General features: G+C 67.7%; 18 protein-coding genes and 1 pseudogene. 9 read left to right on the top strand and 10 right to left on the bottom strand.

What is annotated here, in order from left to right; all coding sequences use genetic code 11:
* Positions 1 to 104: 104 nt before the first annotated feature.
* The 6 genes from AC1DDO_RS16295 (at position 105) to AC1DDO_RS16320 (ending at position 7208) form a co-directional block, all read left to right on the top strand.
* Positions 105 to 338, top strand: coding sequence for a hypothetical protein (locus AC1DDO_RS16295; protein ID WP_476867282.1), 234 nt, complete (start codon positions 105 to 107; stop codon positions 336 to 338).
* Between the two features lie 10 nt (positions 339 to 348).
* Positions 349 to 2844 (top strand): helicase-associated domain-containing protein, encoded by a 2496-nt coding sequence (locus AC1DDO_RS16300; RefSeq protein WP_476867283.1) that lies wholly within the window; start codon positions 349 to 351, stop codon positions 2842 to 2844.
* Positions 2841 to 4487 carry a DNA repair helicase XPB gene (locus AC1DDO_RS16305; RefSeq protein WP_476867284.1) on the top strand — a complete coding sequence of 549 codons (1647 nt, stop codon included), beginning with the start codon at positions 2841 to 2843 and terminating at the stop codon, positions 4485 to 4487. Before AC1DDO_RS16300 ends, AC1DDO_RS16305 begins: the two co-directional genes overlap by 4 nt.
* An 81-nt stretch (positions 4488 to 4568) precedes the next feature.
* Complete coding sequence (locus AC1DDO_RS16310; protein ID WP_476972242.1) at positions 4569 to 5279, top strand: response regulator transcription factor; 711 nt, start codon at positions 4569 to 4571, stop codon at positions 5277 to 5279.
* Positions 5280 to 5281: 2 nt separating this feature from the next.
* Entirely contained in the window at positions 5282 to 6748 is a 1467-nt protein-coding gene (locus tag AC1DDO_RS16315) for a sensor histidine kinase (RefSeq protein WP_476867285.1), read from the top strand.
* A 172-nt stretch (positions 6749 to 6920) separates the two neighbouring features.
* Positions 6921 to 7208, top strand: coding sequence for a WXG100 family type VII secretion target (locus AC1DDO_RS16320; RefSeq protein WP_476867286.1), 288 nt, complete (start codon positions 6921 to 6923; stop codon positions 7206 to 7208).
* A gap of 84 nt (positions 7209 to 7292) precedes the next feature.
* On the opposite strand, the gene AC1DDO_RS16325 is transcribed toward AC1DDO_RS16320, so the two are convergent.
* From AC1DDO_RS16325 to AC1DDO_RS16350, 6 genes are all read right to left on the bottom strand, one after another.
* A complete protein-coding gene (locus AC1DDO_RS16325) occupies positions 7293 to 8312 on the bottom strand; it encodes an RNase H family protein (RefSeq protein WP_476867287.1) in 1020 nt (339 codons plus the stop codon).
* Positions 8313 to 8446: 134 nt separating this feature from the next.
* A complete protein-coding gene (groL, locus tag AC1DDO_RS16330) occupies positions 8447 to 10084 on the bottom strand; it encodes a chaperonin GroEL (RefSeq protein WP_476867288.1) in 1638 nt (545 codons plus the stop codon).
* 295 nt (positions 10085 to 10379) lie between these two features.
* Complete coding sequence (locus AC1DDO_RS16335; RefSeq protein WP_476972243.1) at positions 10380 to 11603, bottom strand: ABC transporter substrate-binding protein; 1224 nt, start codon at positions 11601 to 11603, stop codon at positions 10380 to 10382.
* A gap of 110 nt (positions 11604 to 11713) precedes the next feature.
* The gene (locus AC1DDO_RS16340) at positions 11714 to 11917 is read right to left on the bottom strand and encodes a cold-shock protein (RefSeq protein ID WP_026266832.1); all 204 of its coding nucleotides are present in this window, start codon (positions 11915 to 11917) and stop codon (positions 11714 to 11716) included.
* A 158-nt stretch (positions 11918 to 12075) separates the two neighbouring features.
* Positions 12076 to 12699, bottom strand: coding sequence for a LytR C-terminal domain-containing protein (locus AC1DDO_RS16345; RefSeq protein WP_476867290.1), 624 nt, complete (start codon positions 12697 to 12699; stop codon positions 12076 to 12078).
* A gap of 93 nt (positions 12700 to 12792) precedes the next feature.
* Complete coding sequence (locus tag AC1DDO_RS16350) at positions 12793 to 13134, bottom strand: DUF3263 domain-containing protein (RefSeq protein ID WP_476867291.1); 342 nt, start codon at positions 13132 to 13134, stop codon at positions 12793 to 12795.
* Positions 13135 to 13284: 150 nt separating this feature from the next.
* Here AC1DDO_RS16350 and AC1DDO_RS16355 point away from each other — a divergent pair, with 150 nt between their 5' ends.
* Both AC1DDO_RS16355 and AC1DDO_RS16360 read left to right on the top strand, forming a co-directional pair.
* Positions 13285 to 14106, top strand: a complete 822-nt coding sequence (locus tag AC1DDO_RS16355) for a uracil-DNA glycosylase (protein ID WP_476867292.1) — start codon at positions 13285 to 13287, stop codon at positions 14104 to 14106.
* A 50-nt stretch (positions 14107 to 14156) separates the two neighbouring features.
* Entirely contained in the window at positions 14157 to 14996 is an 840-nt protein-coding gene (locus tag AC1DDO_RS16360) for a siderophore-interacting protein (protein WP_476867293.1), read from the top strand.
* Between the two features lie 213 nt (positions 14997 to 15209).
* Here AC1DDO_RS16360 and AC1DDO_RS16365 read toward each other — a convergent pair whose 3' ends face one another.
* Complete coding sequence (locus tag AC1DDO_RS16365) at positions 15210 to 16706, bottom strand: threonine/serine exporter family protein (RefSeq protein WP_476867294.1); 1497 nt, start codon at positions 16704 to 16706, stop codon at positions 15210 to 15212.
* 31 nt (positions 16707 to 16737) lie between these two features.
* A complete protein-coding gene (locus tag AC1DDO_RS16370) occupies positions 16738 to 17811 on the bottom strand; it encodes a lipid II:glycine glycyltransferase FemX (RefSeq protein WP_476867295.1) in 1074 nt (357 codons plus the stop codon).
* A 114-nt stretch (positions 17812 to 17925) separates the two neighbouring features.
* Between AC1DDO_RS16370 and AC1DDO_RS16375 the strand changes: the two genes are divergently transcribed.
* Positions 17926 to 18528, top strand: a complete 603-nt coding sequence (locus AC1DDO_RS16375) for a TspO/MBR family protein (protein WP_476867296.1) — start codon at positions 17926 to 17928, stop codon at positions 18526 to 18528.
* Between the two features lie 37 nt (positions 18529 to 18565).
* On the opposite strand, the gene AC1DDO_RS16380 is transcribed toward AC1DDO_RS16375, so the two are convergent.
* Both AC1DDO_RS16380 and AC1DDO_RS16385 read right to left on the bottom strand, forming a co-directional pair.
* Positions 18566 to 19978, bottom strand: coding sequence for an L-serine ammonia-lyase (locus tag AC1DDO_RS16380; RefSeq protein WP_476972244.1), 1413 nt, complete (start codon positions 19976 to 19978; stop codon positions 18566 to 18568).
* A 159-nt stretch (positions 19979 to 20137) separates the two neighbouring features.
* Positions 20138 to 20428, bottom strand: a pseudogene (locus tag AC1DDO_RS16385) (serine hydroxymethyltransferase); the annotation flags it as partial.

Raw genomic sequence — 20428 nt, forward strand, 5'->3', positions numbered from 1 at the left:
TGTGACTGCCCGGACCGTGTTGGTCTGTACCTCCAAGGTTATCCTGCCAAGTTCAATTTAGTGGTTTGAGGCGCGGGGGATGCCGGACTGTTAGCGTTGCCCACATGACACTGATGCGTTACCGGCGGCCCTTCATGATCGCTGCGGCCACCCTTGCTGTGCTGTCCCTCCTTGCCGTCGGCGCCGTCATGGTCATGGCCTTCAACAATGTCGTGGCGCCGGCCTGGATTACCTCCACGGCCCTTTACGGGCTCCCGGTGGCATTCCTGCTCATGCTCGCACTGGTTATGGATGCGGTGGTGGCCCGGCGCCGCCCGCGCGGGCCCGGCGAAAGGTAACGTTGGAGCGATGTCCCTCATCCGCGCGCTCAGCAAGGAACTTCAGGCACGAAGCGACGAATCGTTGCGGGCCTTGTTCTCCGCGCGGCCGGACCTGATTTCTCCCGGCGTCCCGGACTTCGCCGCCCTCGCCGCCCGGGCCAGCGGCCGCGTCAGCGTGCAGCGGGCCCTCGAGCGGCTCAACCGCCCGCAAATGCAGGTCCTGGAAACCCTGCACCTGTGCACCAACGCCGATACCGGACACAGCGCTTCGGCGCCGATGCTGAAGAAACTGATCAATGGCGCGTCGGTGGCCGCCATCGACCGCCTGGTCCATTCTTTGCAGGAACTGGCCCTCGTCCACCGTGCCGATCCACCGCACGGGGTGACTCCCGCCGGAGCCAAGCAGCGGCACTACCTTCCGGTCGGCAGCCTCAAGGACGTGATCGGGATTTATCCCGCAGGGCTGGGCCGCAGCTACACCGAGCTCGTGCGGCTCCAGCCGGCCTTTGCGCAGCGCGTCGTGCAGCTGGTCGGCGAGCTGCACCGTGGCGGGGAGTCCGTTTCCCCCGCCACCACACCGATGGAAGCGGCCTTGTCGCTCCAGCATTGGACGGCTACACCGGAATCGCTCCACCAGATCCTGACCACCGCACCGGAGCGGACCGCCGCCCTCCTGGCCCGGTTCGGAAACTGGGCCATGGGCGCCGTTCCCCAGGCGCAACGCCGCGCTTCCGTGCTCCACGAAAGCGCCGACGTCGGCCCGGTGGACTGGCTCCTGGCGCGGGGGCTGCTGGTACCCCTGGACGCCGCCCACGTCGAACTGCCGCACAGCGTGGGAGTGTCCCTGCGTGGCGGCTTTGTCATTGAAGACTTTTCCCTGGTGCCACCGGTCCCCCAGCTTGGCCAGACAAGCGCAGGGCTGCGCCGGAACGCCGCGTTGGGCGCCATCGCCGAGACGCTGCGGCTCGTGGGCGAGGTGCTCTACACGGTGCGTGAACAGCCCCTGGCGACGCTGCGCAGCGGCGGCGTCGGGGTCCGGGAGATGAAGCGGCTGGCGGATTCCCTGCGGATCGAGGTGCACCCGGCCGGCGTACTCGCGGAGCTTTGCGCCATGGCCGGCCTGCTGCGGCTGGACGTCGACAGCTCCGCGTGGGTGCAGCCGCCGCAGCTGGAATGGCTGGCGCTGCCGCGCCAGGAACAGTGGCTCTGGCTGGTCAATGCCTGGCTGGCCAGCGAGCGGGCGCCCTCCCTCGTGGGCCAGCCCGTGAATGCCGCCGCCCCGGGCGCCGGCCACCGGGGCGCGGCCGGGACCACCATCAATGCGCTCTCCGCCGAGGCGCAGCGGCCCGACGCCCCGGTGGTCCGCAAACGGGTCCTGGAGATCCTGAACGAACTCACCCTGGAGGCAGCGGCGCCCGACGGGCAGGCTCCAGTCCTCAATGCCGCCGCCGTGCTGGAACGTGCCGAGTGGGCGCAGCCCCGGATGGCCCGGCGTTTCAGCTCGCTGATCCGCGGCATCCTCACGGAGGCCGAGATGCTCGGCCTGATCGGCTCCGGGGCGCTCAGCCAGCTGGGTTCCGCAATCGCCGCCGAACGGCCGGATGATGCCTTGGGGATCCTGGGCGAACACCTGCCGGCGGCGCTGCAGCACGTGCTGCTGCAGGCGGACCTGACGGCGGTGGCGCCGGGCTACCTCGACCCCGAACTGAGCGAACAGCTCCTCACCATGGCCGCGGCCGAGGGACAGGGACCGGCCACCATCTACCGATTCTCCGTCGCCTCGGTCCGCCGGGCCCTCGACGCCGGCCAGGACGCCGCGGCGATGCTGGACTTCCTGCGCCAGCATTCGGCCACGGCCATCCCTCAGCCTCTCCAATACTTGATCGAGGACACTGCCGCACGCCACTCCCGGCTCCGGGTGGGGGCTGCCGCCAGTTTCATCCAAAGCGAGGACGAGGCTGCACTGCTGGAGTTGCTCAACGCCCCGGCGGCCGCCGGACTCGGGTTGGTGCGCATCGCGCCCACCGTGGTCATCTCACATGCCGCGCCGCGGGAAGCCGCCCAGGTTCTCAGGGGCCTGGGACTCGCCCCCGTCCTGGAGGAAGCAGGATCCGGCGTCATCCGGCTGCGCCGCAGCACCTCGGTTCCCGGCGGCGGCCGGCCGGTCTACACCGCCCCGCGGACGGCACCGCCGGAGGCCGACATCGACGCCCAGCTGGCCGTGCTGCGGGGTGACGGGTCCCGGGCACCCGGCTCCGCCGGCGCTCACCCGACGCCGGCCGCCCCGGGCAGCGAGGAAGCGACACAGCTGGGGCTCGAGACCCTGCTGAAAGCGATCCGCCTCAGGCAGCGGGTGATCATGAACGTCGTGGACGGCATGGGGAATGCCAGCCGCGAGACTGTTGTTCCGGTAGCTGTGAATGGCGGGCGTGTGCGGGTGTTCGATCCGGACAAGGAGATCGAGCGGGTCCTGTCCATCCACCGGATTATCGACGTAGAAGCCACAGAGGAAATGCTCCAGTGAATGACGGGCCCCTGATCGTCCAAAGTGACAAAACCATCCTGCTGGAGGTCGACCACGAACTCGCAACGGAGGCACGGCACGCCATCGCGGCGTTCGCCGAGCTGGAACGGGCCCCGGAGCATGTGCACAGCTACCGGTTGACGCCGCTGGGCCTGTGGAACGCCCGGGCAGCCGGGCTGGATGCGGAGAAGGTGCTGGACACCCTGCTCAAGTACTCCCGTTTTCCCGTGCCCCACTCGCTGCTGATCGACGTCGAAGAGACCATGTCCCGGTACGGCCGGCTCCGGCTGGAGAAGGATCCGCAGCACGGCCTGGTCATGCGCACGTCCGACTACCCGGTGCTGGAGGAAGTCAGCCGTGCCAAGAAGATCGCCCCGCTGCTCGGGCCGCGGATCGACGGCGAGACCGTGGTGGTGCATTCCTCCCAGCGCGGCCAGCTCAAACAGCTGCTGCTCAAGATCGGCTGGCCGGCCGAGGACCTGGCCGGGTACGTGGACGGTACGCCGCACCCCATCATGCTCAACGAGACCGGCTGGAAGCTCCGCCCCTACCAGCAACTGGCCGCGGAGAACTTCTGGGCCGGCGGCAGCGGCGTCGTCGTCCTTCCCTGCGGCGCCGGCAAGACGCTGGTGGGTGCGGCCGCCATGGCCACCAGCTCCACCACGACGCTGATCCTGGTGACCAACACCGTCGCCGCGCGGCAGTGGAAGGACGAGCTGCTCAAGCGCACGTCGCTGACCGAGGAGGAGATCGGCGAGTACTCGGGTTCCGTCAAGGAAGTCCGTCCGGTCACGATCGCCACCTACCAGGTGCTGACCACCAAGCGCGGCGGCCTGTATCCGCACCTGGAGCTCGTGGACGGCAATGACTGGGGCCTGATCATCTACGACGAGGTCCACCTGCTGCCGGCGCCGATCTTTAGGATGACGGCTGACCTGCAGGCCCGGCGCCGGCTGGGGCTCACGGCCACGTTGGTGCGGGAGGACGGCCGGGAGGGAGAGGTCTTCAGCCTGATCGGTCCGAAGCGCTACGACGCGCCATGGAAGGACATTGAGAGCCAGGGCTACATTGCGCCCGCCGATTGTGTGGAGGTCCGGGTGGATCTGCCGCGCGACGAACGCGTGGCCTATGCCATGGCCGAGGACGCGGACAAGTACCGGCTGTGCGCCACGTCCGAGACGAAGACCCGGGTGGTGGAGGAACTCGTTGCCGAGCATGCCGGAGAGCAGCTGCTGGTGATTGGTCAGTACATCGACCAGCTCGACGAGATCGGCGAGCGCCTCAACGCGCCCGTGATCAAGGGTGACACCTCGGTCAAGGAACGCCAGCGGCTCTTCGACGCCTTCCGCGCCGGAGAGGTGCACACCCTGGTGGTGTCCAAGGTGGCCAACTTCTCGATCGACCTGCCAGAGGCCTCGGTCGCGATCCAGGTCTCCGGTTCGTTCGGTTCCCGCCAGGAGGAGGCCCAGCGCCTGGGCCGGCTGCTGCGCCCGAAGAAGGATGGCCGCGCCGCCAGGTTCTATTCGCTGGTGGCCCGGGACACCCTGGACCAGGACTTCGCCGCGAAGCGGCAGCGTTTCCTCGCCGAGCAGGGCTACGCCTACCGGATCATGGACGCCAAGGACGTCGGCACCGTCGGCTAGGCCTTATTCGGGCGGGTACGGCCCATTCAACACACATATTTCATTCAGAAAACTCCCAGAGTCTGGGAGCATCATGGGAACATGAAGAAGAACGGTCCCGAAGCCAAGCTGCTCGTCGTCGATGATGAACCCAACATCCGCGAACTGCTTTCAACGTCCCTGCGCTTCGCCGGTTTCGAGGTCGTCTCGGCCGGCAGCGGACGCGAGGCGCTGGCTGCTGCCGAGGAGCACTCCCCCGATTTGGCCGTGCTGGACGTCATGCTGCCGGACATGGACGGCTTCACGGTCACCCGCCGCCTGCGCGCCGCCGGCAAACACTTCCCTGTCCTGTTCCTCACGGCCAAGGACGACACCGAGGACAAAGTCACCGGCCTGACGGTGGGCGGGGACGACTACGTCACCAAACCCTTCAGCCTCGACGAGGTGGTAGCCCGCATCCGCGCGGTACTTCGGCGCACGCAGCCCCAGGTCGACGACGACGCCGTGATCCGGGTCGATGACCTCCAACTCGACGACGACGCCCACGAGGTCCGCCGCGGCGGAACCGTGATCGAGCTGTCCCCCACTGAGTTCAAGCTCCTGCGCTACCTGATGCTGAACCCGAACCGTGTCCTGTCCAAGGCCCAGATCCTCGACCACGTGTGGGAATACGACTTCAACGGCGACGCCTCGATTGTGGAGTCCTACATCTCCTACCTGCGCCGCAAGGTGGACATCGACCCGGATGCCCCTGCACTGATCCATACCAAGCGCGGCGTCGGCTACGTTCTGCGGACTGCCGAGAAGCGCTGACCTTGCTGCACCGCTGGAAATCGGCTTCGCTGCGCTCGCAGCTCGTGGCCATCATGATGGCGCTGATGCTGGTGGCGCTCACGGCCACGGGCGCGGGCACGCTGACGCTGCTGCACAGCTTCCTGCAGGGCCAGGTGGATGACAAGCTCCGGGCCGCCGTCGAATCCGTGCGCCAGCAGCAGTCCTTCAGCCAGTTGCAGGAGACCAGCTCCACCGTTCCCACCGACTACTCACTGATGCTCTTCAACCCGGGCCTGCCGCCCATTCCGTTCGGTGGCGACAAGGACTCCCACCCCGCCATTAACACCTTTTCCGCGGTGGAGGCCCGGGAACGCCAGCAGATACCTTTCCAGGTCCGCGGGACCGAAGGCGGCAACTGGAGGGTTGTGGCCCTGAGCGTCGTGGACAACAACCAGCGCAGTGCGGTCGTCATCATCGGGCTGCCGCTGGGCCCCGTCGATTCCGTCATGGAACATGCCGCCCTGGTTGTCGTCGGGGTGGGCCTGCTGACCCTCGTGCTGGCATTCTTCATCGCCACATGGACCGTCTCGCGATCCTTCCGGCCGCTGGCGCGGGTGGAGAAGACGGCCGCCGCGATCGCCGCCGGAGACCTCTCCAGACGCGTGGAAATCGAAAACCCCAACACCGAAGTGGGAAGGCTCGGGAGCTCGCTCAATGCCATGCTGGCGCACATTGAGGCAGCGTTCGCCGCCCGGATGGCGTCCGAGGAACGCATGCGCCGCTTCGCCGCAGACGCCTCTCACGAACTGCGCACCCCGCTCGTGACCATCCGGGGATTCTCCGAGCTGTACCGGCATGGAGCGCTGTCCACCCCGGAGGACGTGGCCACGGCCATGGGGCGGATCGAGAGCGAAGCCAAGCGCATGGGGGCCATGGTGGAAGACCTGCTGCTGCTGGCCAGGATCGATGAGCAGCGCCCGCTGCAGCAGAAACCGGCGGATCTGCTGCTGCTGGCCAACGACGCTGTGGTGGACACGCAGGCCACCGACCGCAAGCGCGCCATCACCCTCACCGGGCTTGACGGGGCGGGCCCGGCAGCCGCCCCTGTGCTCGGCGATGAAGCCAAGCTGCGCCAGGTGGTCAGCAACCTCGTGGGCAATGCCCTGCGGTACACGCCCGAGGGAACCCCGATCGAAATAGGCGTCGGGGTCCGGACGGCCCCGGACGGAGCACGGCAGTCCGTGATCGAGGTCCGGGACCACGGTCCGGGCGTCCCGGAGGAAGAGGCGGCCCGGATCTTCGAGCGCTTCTACCGGGCGGACACCTCGCGTACCCGTGAAACCGGCGGCAGCGGACTGGGCCTGGCGATCGTGGCGGCCATTGTCGGCTCGCATGCCGGATCCGTGCGGGTCGGGCAGACTGAGGGGGGCGGGGCCACCTTGGTGGTCAGCATCCCGTTCCTGGACGAGGACGCCAACGAACTCTCCCCGGCAGACTTGTCCACATAGGACCCGACGGCGGTGTCCGGGCCGGGCGCTGCCCGCCTACGCTCGGGGTGTCCGGAAGATCCGGATGAGGCCGTCGCTCCCTCCGGGTTCCTGCCGCCGACTCTCGTCGCTGGCATTCACCGTGCTCCGCCGGGCCGTGGCCGCCTCCCCGAACGTTCGAGAGGGCATTGCCATGAGCATCATCTCCGTCGACACGGAACTCCTCCAGCTGAAATCCGCGAACGTGCAGGCCACGGTGGAACGGATCAGCGCGGACGTCCACGCCATGAAGCGTGGGCTGGACGAGCTTCAGGGCAGCTGGCGCGGCTCCGCGGCGACGAACTTCCAGAACCTCGTGGCCGAGTGGACACTGACCCAGGCCAGGGTGGAGGCCTCCCTGGCGTCGATCAACCTCGCGCTGAATTCCGCGGCGGCCACCTACGCCCAGGCGGAACTGGGCAACGCGCAGCGCTTCACGTGAGCTTCAGAGGCCCCATCAGGGCCCCACGGTCTTCGCGCGGGCCTCGGCCTGGTTCTCCTCCCCCTGGGCCTCAGGCCTCGGCTCTCAGGCCTCGGGTGTGCCCTGATGGAAGCGGAGCCGCCATTGCGCGCCTTCAAGGACCCACAGGGAGCTGCGCAGGGCCGATCCCTCGCGCGTGTGGCTGCGGTAGGTCAAGAGCACGGTCTTCTCACCCAGACGATCCGCGCCCAGGAGTTCCAGTTCCACGGGTCCGCCCGGGTTGTCCTCCAGCGCCATCATCATGGCGTCGCGGGTCCAGAGGCGTCCGGAGCTGCCGATTTCGGTGAAGTCGGGGTGGAGCAGAACTGCCGTGCGGCCCAGGTCTGCCCGGGTTTCCGGCTGGAGCAGTTCCCGCTCGAGCGACTCGACCACGGCTTCGGGGCGGCTCTCCGCCAGGGCCGCGGCCGGTTCGTCCTCGAGTTCGCTGAACAGGTCCGGCTCGTCGAAGGTGCCTGCCGCGCCAAAGAGTTCCTGTTGGCCGGAGGGCGCCGTGGCCCGGGCCGGCCGCACGGCCTGCTGCGGGGCTGCCTGCAAGGTCGTCTGCGGCGCCTGCGCGGCCGTGGAGTCCGCGGCGGCGGCCGGTGCCGTCCCGTCTGCCGCTGTCCCGAATCCGGGGCCCTGACGGACGGCCACGCCCTGCTGGTATGCGGTGGCTGCCGCCCGGGCACGGTCGTCCGCCGCTTCGTTCAGCTCGTGCCCCGCATGGCCCCGCACCCATTCGAAGGTGTATTTGCGGCCCACGAGCGCCTGGTCGATGTCCTTGAGGAGGTCCACGTTCAGCACCGGCTTGCCGTCGGCCTTGCGCCAGCCCTTGCGCTTCCAGCCCGGCATCCACTTGGTCACGGCGTTGATGACGTACTGGCTGTCGCAGAGGATCAGCAGGTCTTCGCCGGGCACATGGGCCGTTGCCCGGAACAGGTCCAGCACCGCCATCAATTCGCCCTGGTTGTTGGTGCCGTGGGGCCATCCGCCGGCCCGCCAGCAGTCGTCATTCACGTACCAGGCCCAGCCGGCCGGACCGGGATTTCCTAAGGCCGAACCGTCGGCCGCTGCTGTAATCGTCACTGATCTATCCTGCCAGACCCCGCCGACGCCCACGGACGGTGTCCGCCAGGAAGGGCGCTTAACCGGCGGCGGCGGCCCCACCCGAAGGTGGGACCGCCGCCGTCGAACAGCCTGTGGTGGCTGGAACGGGGGGGTTAGAAACCGCCCATGCCGCCCATGCCGCCCATGTCGTCGCCGCCGCCCATCTGGGCGCCAGCCTTCTCGGGCTTGTCGGCCACAACGGCCTCGGTGGTGAGGAACAGGCCGGCGATGGAAGCCGCGTTCTGCAGGGCAGAGCGGGTTACCTTGACCGGGTCGTTGATGCCGGCGGCCAGCAGGTCGACGTACTCGCCGGTGGCTGCGTTGAGGCCGTGGCCTGCGGGCAGGCCGCGGACCTTGTCCACCACGACGCCGGGCTCGAGACCGGCGTTGAAGGCGATCTGCTTCAGCGGGGCGTCGATGGCAACGCGGACGATGTTCGCACCCGTTGCTTCGTCGCCGGAGAGCTGCAGGTTCGCAAACGCCTTGGCGCCGGCCTGGATCAGGGCAACGCCACCGCCGGCGACGATGCCCTCTTCGACAGCAGCCTTTGCGTTGCGGACGGCGTCCTCAATGCGGTGCTTGCGTTCCTTGAGCTCGACCTCGGTTGCCGCGCCGGCCTTGATGACTGCAACGCCGCCGGCCAGCTTGGCCAGGCGCTCCTGCAGCTTCTCGCGGTCGTAGTCGGAATCCGAGTTCTCGATTTCGGCGCGGATCTGGGACACGCGGCCGGCGATCTGGTCGGCGTCGCCTGCACCCTCGACGATGGTGGTCTCGTCCTTGGTGACAACAACCTTGCGGGCCTTGCCGAGGAGTTCGAGTCCGGCGGTCTCAAGCTTGAGGCCGACTTCCTCGGAGATGACCTGGCCACCGGTGAGGATGGCGATGTCGGCCAGCTGGGCCTTGCGGCGGTCGCCGAAGCCCGGAGCCTTGACGGCAACGGACTTGAAGGTGCCGCGGATCTTGTTGACGATCAGGGTGGCCAGGGCCTCGCCCTCGATGTCCTCGGCAATGATCAGCAGCGGCTTGTTGGACTGCATGACCTTTTCCAGGACAGCAACCAGTTCCTTAACGTTGGAGATCTTGGAGTTGACGATCAGGATGTACGGATCCTCAAGGACCGTTTCCTGGCGCTCGGCGTCGGTGACGAAGTACGCGGAGATGTAGCCCTTGTCGAAGCGCATGCCTTCGGTGAGCTCCAGCTCGAGGCCGAAGGTGTTGGACTCCTCGACGGTGATGACACCTTCTTTGCCGACCTTGTCGAGGGCTTCGGCGATCAGGGCGCCGATCTCGTTGTCGCCGGCGGAGATGGACGCGGTGGCGGCGATCTCTTCCTTGGTCTCGATTTCCTTGGCGGAGGCCAGGAGCTCGACCGTGACGGCTTCAACAGCCTTCTCGATGCCGCGCTTGAGGGACAGCGGGTCAGCGCCGGCCGCGACGTTGCGCAGGCCTTCCTTGACGAGGGCCTGTGCCAGCACGGTTGCCGTGGTGGTGCCGTCGCCTGCGACGTCGTCCGTCTTCTTGGCAACTTCCTTGACCAGCTCGGCGCCGATCTTCTCGTAAGGATCGTCCAGCTCGATCTCCTTGGCGATGGAAACACCATCGTTGGTGATCGTGGGGGCGCCCCACTTCTTTTCGAGGACGACGTTGCGTCCCCGCGGGCCGAGGGTGACCTTGACGGCGTCGGCGAGGATGTTCAGGCCCCGCTCAAGACCGCGGCGTGCCTCTTCATCAAATGCAATGATCTTGGCCATAACGGCAGTAGTCCTTTCGGGACAGTCGTTAAGAATGAACCTTCGCTGTGGTGCCCGCGACGGACGATCCCTGCCCTGCGGCCTCTGTATGCCGCCGGGTCCGGGATCTCACCCCAGCAAGGTGTTCCTTTAGCTCCTGGACCGGCTGCCCCACTCCGCGGCCGGGCGGACCGGGCGTCGTGTTAGCAGTCAGTGCGCTGGAGTGCTAACTCAATAATTAGCACTCCCCCGGGGAGAGTGCAAGCAGTGGCCGGCCCGAACGGCCCGCCACGCGGGCACAATACGCTAGGAGCGATCAGCCGCCGCTGCTGCTGGCGGCTTCCGTTCCGGTCATCGTGGCCAGATTGTCCTGGCCGTAGGTGTAGACCATGTAGTTCGCTTCGGTGATGTCGCCGTGGGAATCAAAGTTGATCCGGCCGGATTGGCCGTCATAGTCCGGGCGCTGGCCTGCCCGGAGGGCATCGACGCAATCCTTGTAGCTCGTGCACGTCTTGCTCGCGGGCTGGCTGGCTTGCTGGGCGGCTTGCGCTGCCCCGCCGGAGACCGTGACGAGGGACGCCGCGATGGAGGTTCCGGCGTCGTCCTGTGCCGCGGCGGCAGCGACGGCGGCCAGGATGACGGCGTCGTACGTCTCGGCGGCGAACACCATGTCCTTGAGCCCGGGATCAACGGCAACGAGGTCCTTCTGGAAGGCGGCGGAGGGAAACACGCCGGGCAGGATTCCGCGTGCGCCGTCGAGGGCCCGCGCTCCCAGTCCGGTGCCGTACCGGCTGACCGCCCCGTCGCTGAGCACCAGTTTCTTGCCGGCAAGGCCGGCATTGTTCAGTTCGGCGATGGCACCCTGCGCGCCGTCCCTGGAGACCAGGACCACGGCGTCGGGATTTACGGCCTTCGCGGCGGCGGCAGCCTGCTGCGCCTGGCCGGGCGTGAACTCCGGGTCGGCCAGGACTTCCATTCCGGACTGTTTCGCCGCACCGACAACGGCTGCGGCGACGTCTTTGCCGTAGCCGCCTTCCTCGTGCACCACTGCCAGGGTCCTGGCGCCGCCGTCCTTGGCGAGCTTGGCCAGGACGGACGCCTGGGCGATGTCGGCCGCGGCGGTGCGGAAATAGTAGCCGCCGCTCTTGTAGTTGCTGAGCGCACCGGCGGCGTTGGCCGGCGAGATGACCGCTACCTTGGCGTTGGCCAGCACGTCGATGGCGGCAGGGGCACGGCTGGAGTCGGTGGGACCGATCACGACGTCGGCCTTCGCGGCGACCAGCGCTTTGGCCTGGGCTGCGGTGTCCGCGCTGATGGTTTCCGGCAGGAGCTCCACCGGTTTGCCCTTGTGGCCGCCGGCAGCGTTGATCTCCTTGACGGCGAGCTTGGCCGCCGCGAGCTGCGGGGCATTCAGGAAGTTCTGCCTCCCGGTGCTGTCCAGGATCAGGCCGATGCGCAAAGTGCCGTCACCGCTCGCGTCGGCGCTGGCCAGGCGGGCGCTGCCGGCAGGTCCCAGGCAGCCCGTCAGGGCCAGTGCCATGGCTGTTCCAACCGCCAGGGCGCGGCCCACCGGCAGTGGTCCCTTCGGGCGTATTCCCTTCAGGCGTGCTGAGGAGTCCCGCGGGGTGTTTTTGAGCGCGGCCAGTGCCACTAGGCGGGCCGGACGCTTTCGGCCTGCGGGCCTTTTTCGCCCTCGCCGACTTCCAGCTCCACCCGCTGGCCCTCATCCAGGGCGCGGTAGCCCTCGCCGACGATCGCGGACCAGTGCACGAAGACGTCGTTTTCGGAACCGTCCACGGTGATGAAGCCGTAGCCCTTTTCGGCGTTGAACCACTTGACGGTTCCCAGTGCCATGGTGTCCACACTTTCAGCTAGCTTGCGTGCGGCCCACCTCAATGTGCGCCGCGGACTGCGAAGAGAAATCCGCAGATACTGTACCCACAGCGTCCCCCAGGAACGTTGGCGGCGGGCAGGGCCACGGCCTAATAGTTATTGAGGCGTAACCGGAATGGCTACTGGAAGCCGGGGCCGAGGACCACGACGAGAGGCAGGTTGAACTCCGTGGACTCCACGAGGGTGTCGATGCCCAGGAGCGTTCCGAGCGCCTCCGCGTTGCCCTTCTGTTCGGCGTCGCTGTAGAAAATCACCGACGTCTGCTGCGGGACGCCGCCCCAGTTTCCTGTCTGGCCCAAGATCCAGCCGTCGGAGCTGACGGTGCCGCCGACCCTGCCGGCGAGGCCGGCCGTGGCGGTCCCGTTGTAAATCGTCACCGGCTGCGTCTTGTCCACGCCGGCAGCGGGGATACTGGGCGTCGCCGACGGCGCTGCCGCGGGATCTGTGGAGGCCGGATCGGTAGCGGTGGGTTCCGGGCTCGTCGGCGAGGGGCTGGGGCTGGCCGGGCTCGTGGCGGACGGAGCGGCGGTGGCGTTCTCACCGACGGCCGAGGCCTGGCCTGCGGAGAATCCGAGCTTCGGCAGGATCAGGAAGGCCACAAGGCCGATGGCCAGCGCTACGCAGCCAGCCGCCAAGATGGGCGCCAGGCTCCGGCGGCGCGATTCTGCGACGGCCCGGTGGACACCCTGGCGGGCAGAGGTCTCCGGGACCCGGTCAAATTCATCCCGAGCGTATTTGGTCATGGTAAAACGACGTCCTTGCTGATTTCAGACGGGTGCCCGAGGCCGGAAGCGGCGCAACAGGACGCTGCGCATCCGGCTGCGCGTGACGCTACTTTACGAATCTGTTCCCAGACGACGAGCAGTGCGGGCACGTTGGCGTGATGTACGTAGTCTACGCAATCTCTTGACCAGCATGGGATCGTGGGCCAGCGCTTCCTCGGTATCGATGAGGGCATTGAGGATCTGGTAGTAGTGCGTGGCGGAAAGATCGAACAGCTCACGGATGGCCTGTTCCTTGGCCCCGGCGTACTTCCACCACTGCCGCTCCAGTGCCAGCATCTGCTGGTCGCGGGCGCTCAGCGGAGAATCCGCGGATACCTCGCCCAGGCCTGCGCTGGCAGCGAAGGTTTCGGCAAAATCCCCCGCGATCCCGTGCTCTTGCGCTGTTTCGGCCACGACACACTCCCTGGTTGATTCCGAAAAACCGGTTGATTCCGAAAAAGCTGGTTGGATCCGGCAAAAAGCCATTCCCATGCTACGGCCGAATGACAGGGTTGTCATTCGGCCGGGTGCCGGCGCGGGCGGTGTCTGCGGAAGAATGGGGCTGTGTCCAATCCCGAGTTTCATTCCGAGCCTGATTCCGGTGCGCTGTTCGAACTGGAACCCGAACCCGCCGATCGCCTCAGCTTCGCGGACCTGGCGCGCCGGCCGCTGGGCGAGCTGGTGGCCCCGGACTGGGCGGAGGCGCTGGCGCCGGTGGAAGCGCAGTTGCGGGAGGCCCTGACGTTCCTCGCCGGTGAGGTTGCTGCCGGGCACGCGGTGCTGCCCTCGCCGGCAAACCTGCTTCGGGCTTTCCGGCAGCCGCTGGCCGCCGTCAGGGTCCTGGTGGTGGGCCAGGATCCCTATCCGACGCCGGGGCACGCCGTGGGGCTCTCGTTCGCCGTTGACGGCGCCACCCGGCCGATCCCACGCAGCCTGGCGAACATCTACAAAGAGCTTCAGGCCGATCTCGGCTTCCCCCCGCGCGTCCACGGGGACCTCAGCCGCTGGGCGGAGCAGGGTGTGCTGCTGCTCAACAGGGTGCTCAGTGTCCGGGCCGGCTCGGCCGGCTCGCACCGTAACAAGGGCTGGGAGGCGGTGACGGCGGCCGCCATCCGGGCCGTCGCGGACCGCGCGCCCGCAGCCGATGCCCGTGTGAGTGCTGACGCCGCCGCGGGACGCGCAGCCCTCGTGGTGATCCTGTGGGGGAAGGACGCCGAGTCCGTGAGGCCGCTGCTGGGATCTGCTGCCGTGATCGCCAGCGCCCACCCGAGCCCGCTCTCTGCCTCGCGCGGCTTCTTCGGCTCCCGGCCCTTCAGCCGGGCCAACGCCCTGCTGCGGGAACAAGGCAACGGCACGGTCGACTGGGAGCTGCCGCCGCTGCCGTAACAGGCCTCTGCCGAGTCTCCCGGCCAAGGTTCTTTGGTTAGGCTTGCCTCATGACCTCCCTCCCCGCCTCCACTTCGGCCACCCGGAACACGCGTCCCCAGACCGATCTGACGGTCCTGCGCAAGGAGCAACTCTCCCCGCACATGGTCCGGATCATCGCCGGCGGCCCTGGCTTCGCCGGGTACGTCAACAACGACTACGTGGACCGGTACGTCAAGATCGTGTTTCCGCAACCGGGCGTCGAATACCCGGAGCCGCTGGACCTGTGGGCCATCCGGGAAACCATGCCGCGCAGTCAGTGGCCGCACACCCGGACCTACACCGTCCGCTGGGTGGACATCGCAGCCCAGGAACTGGCCATCGATTTCGTGATCCACGGCGACGAGGGCCTCGCCGGGCCCTGGGCGGCCTCGGCCCAGCCAGGCGAGCGGCTGACCTTTACCGGCCCGGGCGGCGGGTACAACCCCGATCCGGCGGCTGACTGGCACCTGTTTGCCGGGGATGAGGCCGCGCTGCCGGCCATCGCCGCCGCCATCGAGTCTCTGCCGGAGGACGCCCGCGGGCTCGCCATCCTCGAGGTGGACGGCGACGCCGAGATCCAGTCCATCACCGGTCCGGCCGGCGTCGAACTGCGCTGGCTTCTGCGCGACGGCTCCCCCGCCGGCGACAGCGAGCTGCTGGTCACGGCCGTCCGCGACGCCGAATGGCCCGAGGGCCGGGTGCAGGTCTTTGCCCACGGCGAACGGGGCTACATGAAAGGCCTCCGGGACGTTCTCTACGTCCAGCGCGGGCTGGAGCGGACCCAGGTGTCCCTTTCGGGTTACTGGGCCAAGGGCCGCGTCGAGGACGACTTCCAGGCGGAGAAGAAGCTGCCGATAGGCAAGATCTAACAGCGCAAGATCTAAAGCGGAAGATCTAAAGGGCGCAAGATCTAACGCGGCAAGATCCAAGGGCGAGCCGGGGCTGGCGCTGCGGAGTTTCCCCGCCTTTGTCATCACGACGCCGGGACGCGACGGCGTGTCGGCCCGGCACGCCGTCGCGTCCTCGCAAAAGTGGGGAAACCCGGCGCCTCAGGGCAGCCAGGCACCCGGGAGCCGCGGGAACTAGCGGCGGCGGGCCCTGCGCCGCTCGTTGCTCGCCAGGCTCCGGGTCAGGGGCCGCGCCAGGGTGTCACCGAGCACGATCCCGGCAGCGACGCCGAGCACGATTGCGCCGGCGTTGAGCATCCCGCCGGCGCCCATGAGAATCTCCGATTCCTCGATGGTCAATACATACATGGAGCGGAATATGGTGAGTCCGGGGAGCAGGATCAGGGCGGCGGGGACTGCCACCACCAGCTGCGGAGCGCCCATCCGAAGGGCCACAACGCGGGCCAGCAGGCCGATCACCACCGCGGCGAGGGCCGGGGCGAAGCGGGAGCCGATGCCCAGCGCGTCGCCCCCGATCAGGACCAGATAGCCCACGATGCCAACTGCCGCCGTCGGCAGCAGCAGCTTCAAGCTTGTCTGTTCGGTGATGCCGATCATCAGCACCGCAATGGCGATCAAGATGATGACCACCCACAAGTCATACTTGGGCGGGAATGTTTTGGTGACGTCGATCGGGTCCATGCCGGTCATGTCTCCCACGACGAAGCCGACGGCGATGCCGGCCACGAGCGCCCCGAAGGTCAGCATGGTGGACAGGAACCGGCCGGCGGCCGTGACCGGGAAGCCGTTGATCGCATCCTGCACCGAGGACACGAGACGTCCGGTCGGCAGGAGCAGCAGGATCCCGCCAACCACCACGATCTCGGGGGCTATTTGCACCCCCAGCGGGGCGCCAAAGCGCCACAGCAGCAGCGCCACGATGGTCACCAGGAACGAACACGAGGCGGTGATGAAGAAGTCCGGGGTACGCCAGCGGCCCAGCTGGCGGGCAAGGAGGCTGACCAGCAGGTTCGAGAGGAACGCGACCAGCGAAGCGCCCGGTCCACCGCCCAGGACGCCGACGAAGACGGCAGAGAACACGCCGAAGGCCACGGTGACCATCCACCGCGGGAACGGCTTGGGGCTTCGGGTGATCTCCTCGAGCCGGCGCGAGGCTTCCTCGCGGCCGACGCCGCCGGCCACGATGTCCGTGACCAGCTGGTGCACTTGCGAGAGGCCCGCATAGTTGTTGGTCCAGGACCGGACGACGCGCAGCAGCGAGATGGGCGTCTGGTCCTTCGGGGCATAGTTGATGGCCACCGACTGGTTGGTGATGTCCACCTCGATGTTCTTGAGCCCCAGCGCAGCGGTGATCGCGATGATGCTGGTCTCAACTTCGAGGGCGCCCGCCCCGTACCGGAACATGGATTCGGCCAGCTTCAGGGCAAAGTCGATGGTCTTGCGGGCTGCGGCGTCCACCCCGCCGACCTGGATCATCGGGTTGGCGTACGGGCTGCCGGCGAGGCGGTCCACGATGCTCATGGGCGCCGTCGGAGGGTTTTCGCCCTGGACCAGCCGGCGCAGCATCCGCTTGGCGGCGGCGTTCTGACGCACCTGCATGGCCGACATCGGTTGGGTCCGGGGCAGGCCGTCCGTGGGCGGCCTGCGGTGGCCGTCGTTTCCGTTATTCATTCCGGCCTCCTCACTGTCCTTGGTCGGCTATTTAGTAGAACTGCTGGCCCGTGCGCCGGGTATAGAGCTGGCGTGCCACGCGCTCCCCCGCCGTCATCCACGCTTTGTACTTCAGCGGGCTCAGGACCTGGTCATAGCAGCCGACGAAGTCGGTCACGGTCTTGCTGAAGCTGGTCTTGAACAGGCCCAGCCCATGGAAGGGGTTCGAGGTGTCCTTGAGCTTGTCGCTCGGCGGAGTGCCGCAGAAGTCGTATTCGGTGCAGCCGAGTTCCTTGACCTGGCCGATCGCGGTCCACTGCACGAGGTGCGAGTCGCCGTACTGGCCACGCTTCTGCAGGGAGCCGCCGTCTTTGTACGTTCCCTTGCGGCCGTAGTTGATGACGAACGCGCCAACCGAGGGCACGCCGTTTTCGTACACGAACAGCAGCCTGCCCTGTTTGCGGTCCAGGAAGTTGGTCCAGAACTGGCGGTAGTACTCATACTCGCGCACCCGGACCTGGGACTTGGCCTCCACCGTGGTGGTCATCAGGCCATACATGGCCCGGAAGTTCTCTTCGGTGGGCTCGGCGTTATGGACCTCCACGCCCTCACGGATGGCGCGGCGCACCGCATTGCGGCCCCGGGAGTGGAGGTTGCGCAGCAGCTGGTTTTCTTCGGGCTCAATATCGAGCAGTGCCGTGGAGTCGTTGGGCTGCAGGTTGTGCGTCTTGACCAGGCCGGCCCCCTCGAGGATCCGTGCGGCGTCCTCGGACAGGACGATATCCGGCTCGATCTTGATCGCGAAGACGCCCAACTTGGCCCTCTTGACGAAGTCCGCGTTGGCCGCCGTGATCCCCGGGATGTCCTCGACGGACGCCACATCGGGTCCCTTGATCAGGTACCAGAGTTTGCCCAGGAGCGGAAACGACTTCTCCAGGATGAGGTTGTAGCTCGTATAGTCGGCCGTCTCGTAGACCAGGTGCAGGGGCTTCCAGCCAAAGTGCTGCTTGACCTCGGCAAAGGCTTCCGATTGCAGGAGATTGCCCCCGTTGGGGTTCGCGGTGACGTGGTCATCCCAGTTGGCAATCTCCTCGGCAGAGGCAAAGCGGGCTGTGAATTCGCGCAAGGGTGCGGTATCCAATCATTGCGGTACGAGCTTCGGCGGCATGCGGACATGCAGCCCCAAGTCTATCGGTCCGGACCCTGCCGAAGGTCCGGGCCAGGCGGTTACGCTGGTCTCATGCAGGCTCAGCATCAACCGCTCGAAGGCCGTCCGGGGGCGCCCGGCGGCCGGGTGCGCGGCGCAGGCGCCGGCTCAGGGACCGACTCAGGGACCGGCCCCGGCGCCCACTCAGGCACTGGATCGCAAATAGTCGCGCTGCTGTTGTTCCTCGGCGCGTCGGCGCTCGTTGCGGGCCTTGGCGGCCTCGCCACGGCCCGCCACGTCAACGGCTGGTACGCCACGGCGGACACGGCGCCCTGGTCCCCGCCCAACTGGGTCTTCGGGCCGGTCTGGACAGTCCTGTACGCAGCCATGGCCGTCGCGGGGTGGCTCATCTGGCGCAGCCATGCCGAGGGGTCCAAGGCGGCCCTGACAGCCTACGGCGTGCAGCTGGTGCTGAACCTGCTCTGGACTCCGGTCTTCTTTGCCCTGTACCCGGTGCTCGGGACACCGGCGCTGTGGATCGCGTTCGGGATCATCGTGGCGCTGGCTGTGGCGGTGGGTGTGACGGTGGTGCTGTTCGGGCCGATCAGCCGGACGGCAGGGCTGCTGATGCTGCCCTACCTGTCCTGGATCGTGTTCGCGTCCTCGCTGAACCTTTGGGCGGCGCTGCACAACTGACGCTGCCTACCCCGAACCGGCCGGCGCCGTCAGTTCCCTAGCACTCCACCACGTTCACGGCGAGGCCGCCCATCGCGGTTTCCTTGTACTTGGAGCTCATGTCGCGGCCGGTTTCCCGCATGGTGACGATGACCTCGTCCAGGGAGACCCGGTGCGAGCCGTCGCCCCAGAGCGCCATCTTGGCGGCGTTGATGGCCTTGGCCGCGGCGATCGCGTTGCGTTCGATGCAGGGGACCTGGACGAGCCCGCCGATCGGATCGCAGGTCAGGCCCAGGTTGTGCTCCATGGCGATTTCCGCGGCGTTCTCCACCTGCGCCGGCGTGCCGCCCATGACTTCGGCCAGTCCGGCGGCCGCCATCGAGGACGCCGAACCCACCTCGCCCTGGCAGCCGACCTCCGCGCCGGAGATCGAGGCCTGTTCCTTGTAGAGCACCCCGATGGCGCCGGCGGTCAGCAGGAACTTGACCACGACGTCGTCGCGGTCGGCCTGGGTTGCCTTGTCCATGCCGGGGGCGAAGTGCAGGGCGTAGTAGAGCACCGCCGGGATGATGCCCGCGGCGCCGTTCGTGGGGGCGGTGACCACGCGGCCGCCGGAGGCGTTTTCCTCGTTGACCGCGAGGGCGATCAGGTTCACCCATTCCTGCCAGTACTTCGGGTCCCGGAAGTCGGGGTCCTGGCCGCGGGTTTCCTTCATGAGGCGCTCGTGCCAGTCGGGGGCGCGGCGGCGGACCTTAAGCCCGCCGGGCAGCAGCCCTTCGCGCTTGAGGCTGACCTCGACGCAGCCCTCCATCACGGAATAGATGTGCAGGAGGCCTTCGCGGATCTCGGTCTCGGTGCGGGAGGCCCGCTCGTTGACCAGCATGATCTCGCCGATCGAGAGGCCCTTGGACTGGCAGCGTCCCAGCAGTTCCGCGGCGGTGCGGAAGGGCAGGGGAAGTTCCTTCTTGGACTCGTCGAGTTCCTTCAGGGCCGCGTCTTCCTCGCCCTCGCGGACGATGAAGCCGCCGCCCACCGAGAAGAACGTGGCGCTGTGCACGGTTTCGCCCTCGGCGTCGGAGACCGTGAACGTCATGCCGTTGGTGTGCCGGGGCAGGATGGTCAGGGGGCGCAGGATGATGTCCTTCACGCCGTAGGGCAGGGGCACGGATCCGGCCAGCTGCAGGGTGCCGGTCCCGGCGATCGTGGCGAGCCGGTCCTCGACTTCCTCGGGCAGGATCAGCTCGGGATGGTAGCCCTCGAGTCCGAGCAAAATGGCCGTCATGGTGCCGTGGCCGTGGCCCGTGGCGGCAAGGGAGCCGTAGAGGTCCACCCGCAGCGACGCCACCTCTGCCAGCTTGCCTTGGGACTTGAGTTCTTCGGCAAACACGGCGGCGGCCCGCATGGGGCCCACGGTGTGCGAGCTGGATGGCCCGATCCCAATAGAAAAGAGGTCGAAGACTCCAACAGCCATGGTCGGTTCCTAACTAGGTCTTGCTGTGGCCCGGCAGAGGGTCTTGCCGGAAAGCGGCGGGCCGCCGGTAGGCGGCCGTTCCGCCGGATGCACGACGCCGGGCGGCGGCTGGTGGCCGCGGCCCGCCCGGCGTCGTGTCTTACTTCAGTCATACGTCGCTTAGGCGAGGTTATCAACCGAGGGGTAGAGCGGGTGGGCGGCGGCGAGGGCCTCCACCCGGGCGCGCAGGCCCGACAGGTCCGCGCCGGCGTCGGCGGTCAAAGCCTCGGCGATGATGTCCGCGACCTCGGCGAAGGCCGCTTCGCCGAAGCCGCGGGTGGCCAGCGCGGGGGTGCCGATCCGCAGCCCCGAGGTGACCATCGGCGGGCGCGGATCGAAGGGGACGGCGTTGCGGTTGACCGTGATGTCGATCTCCGCGAGGCGGTCCTCGGCTTCCTGCCCATTGAGCTC

The sequence above is a fragment of the Arthrobacter sp. 10N43 genome (assembly GCF_056394525.1).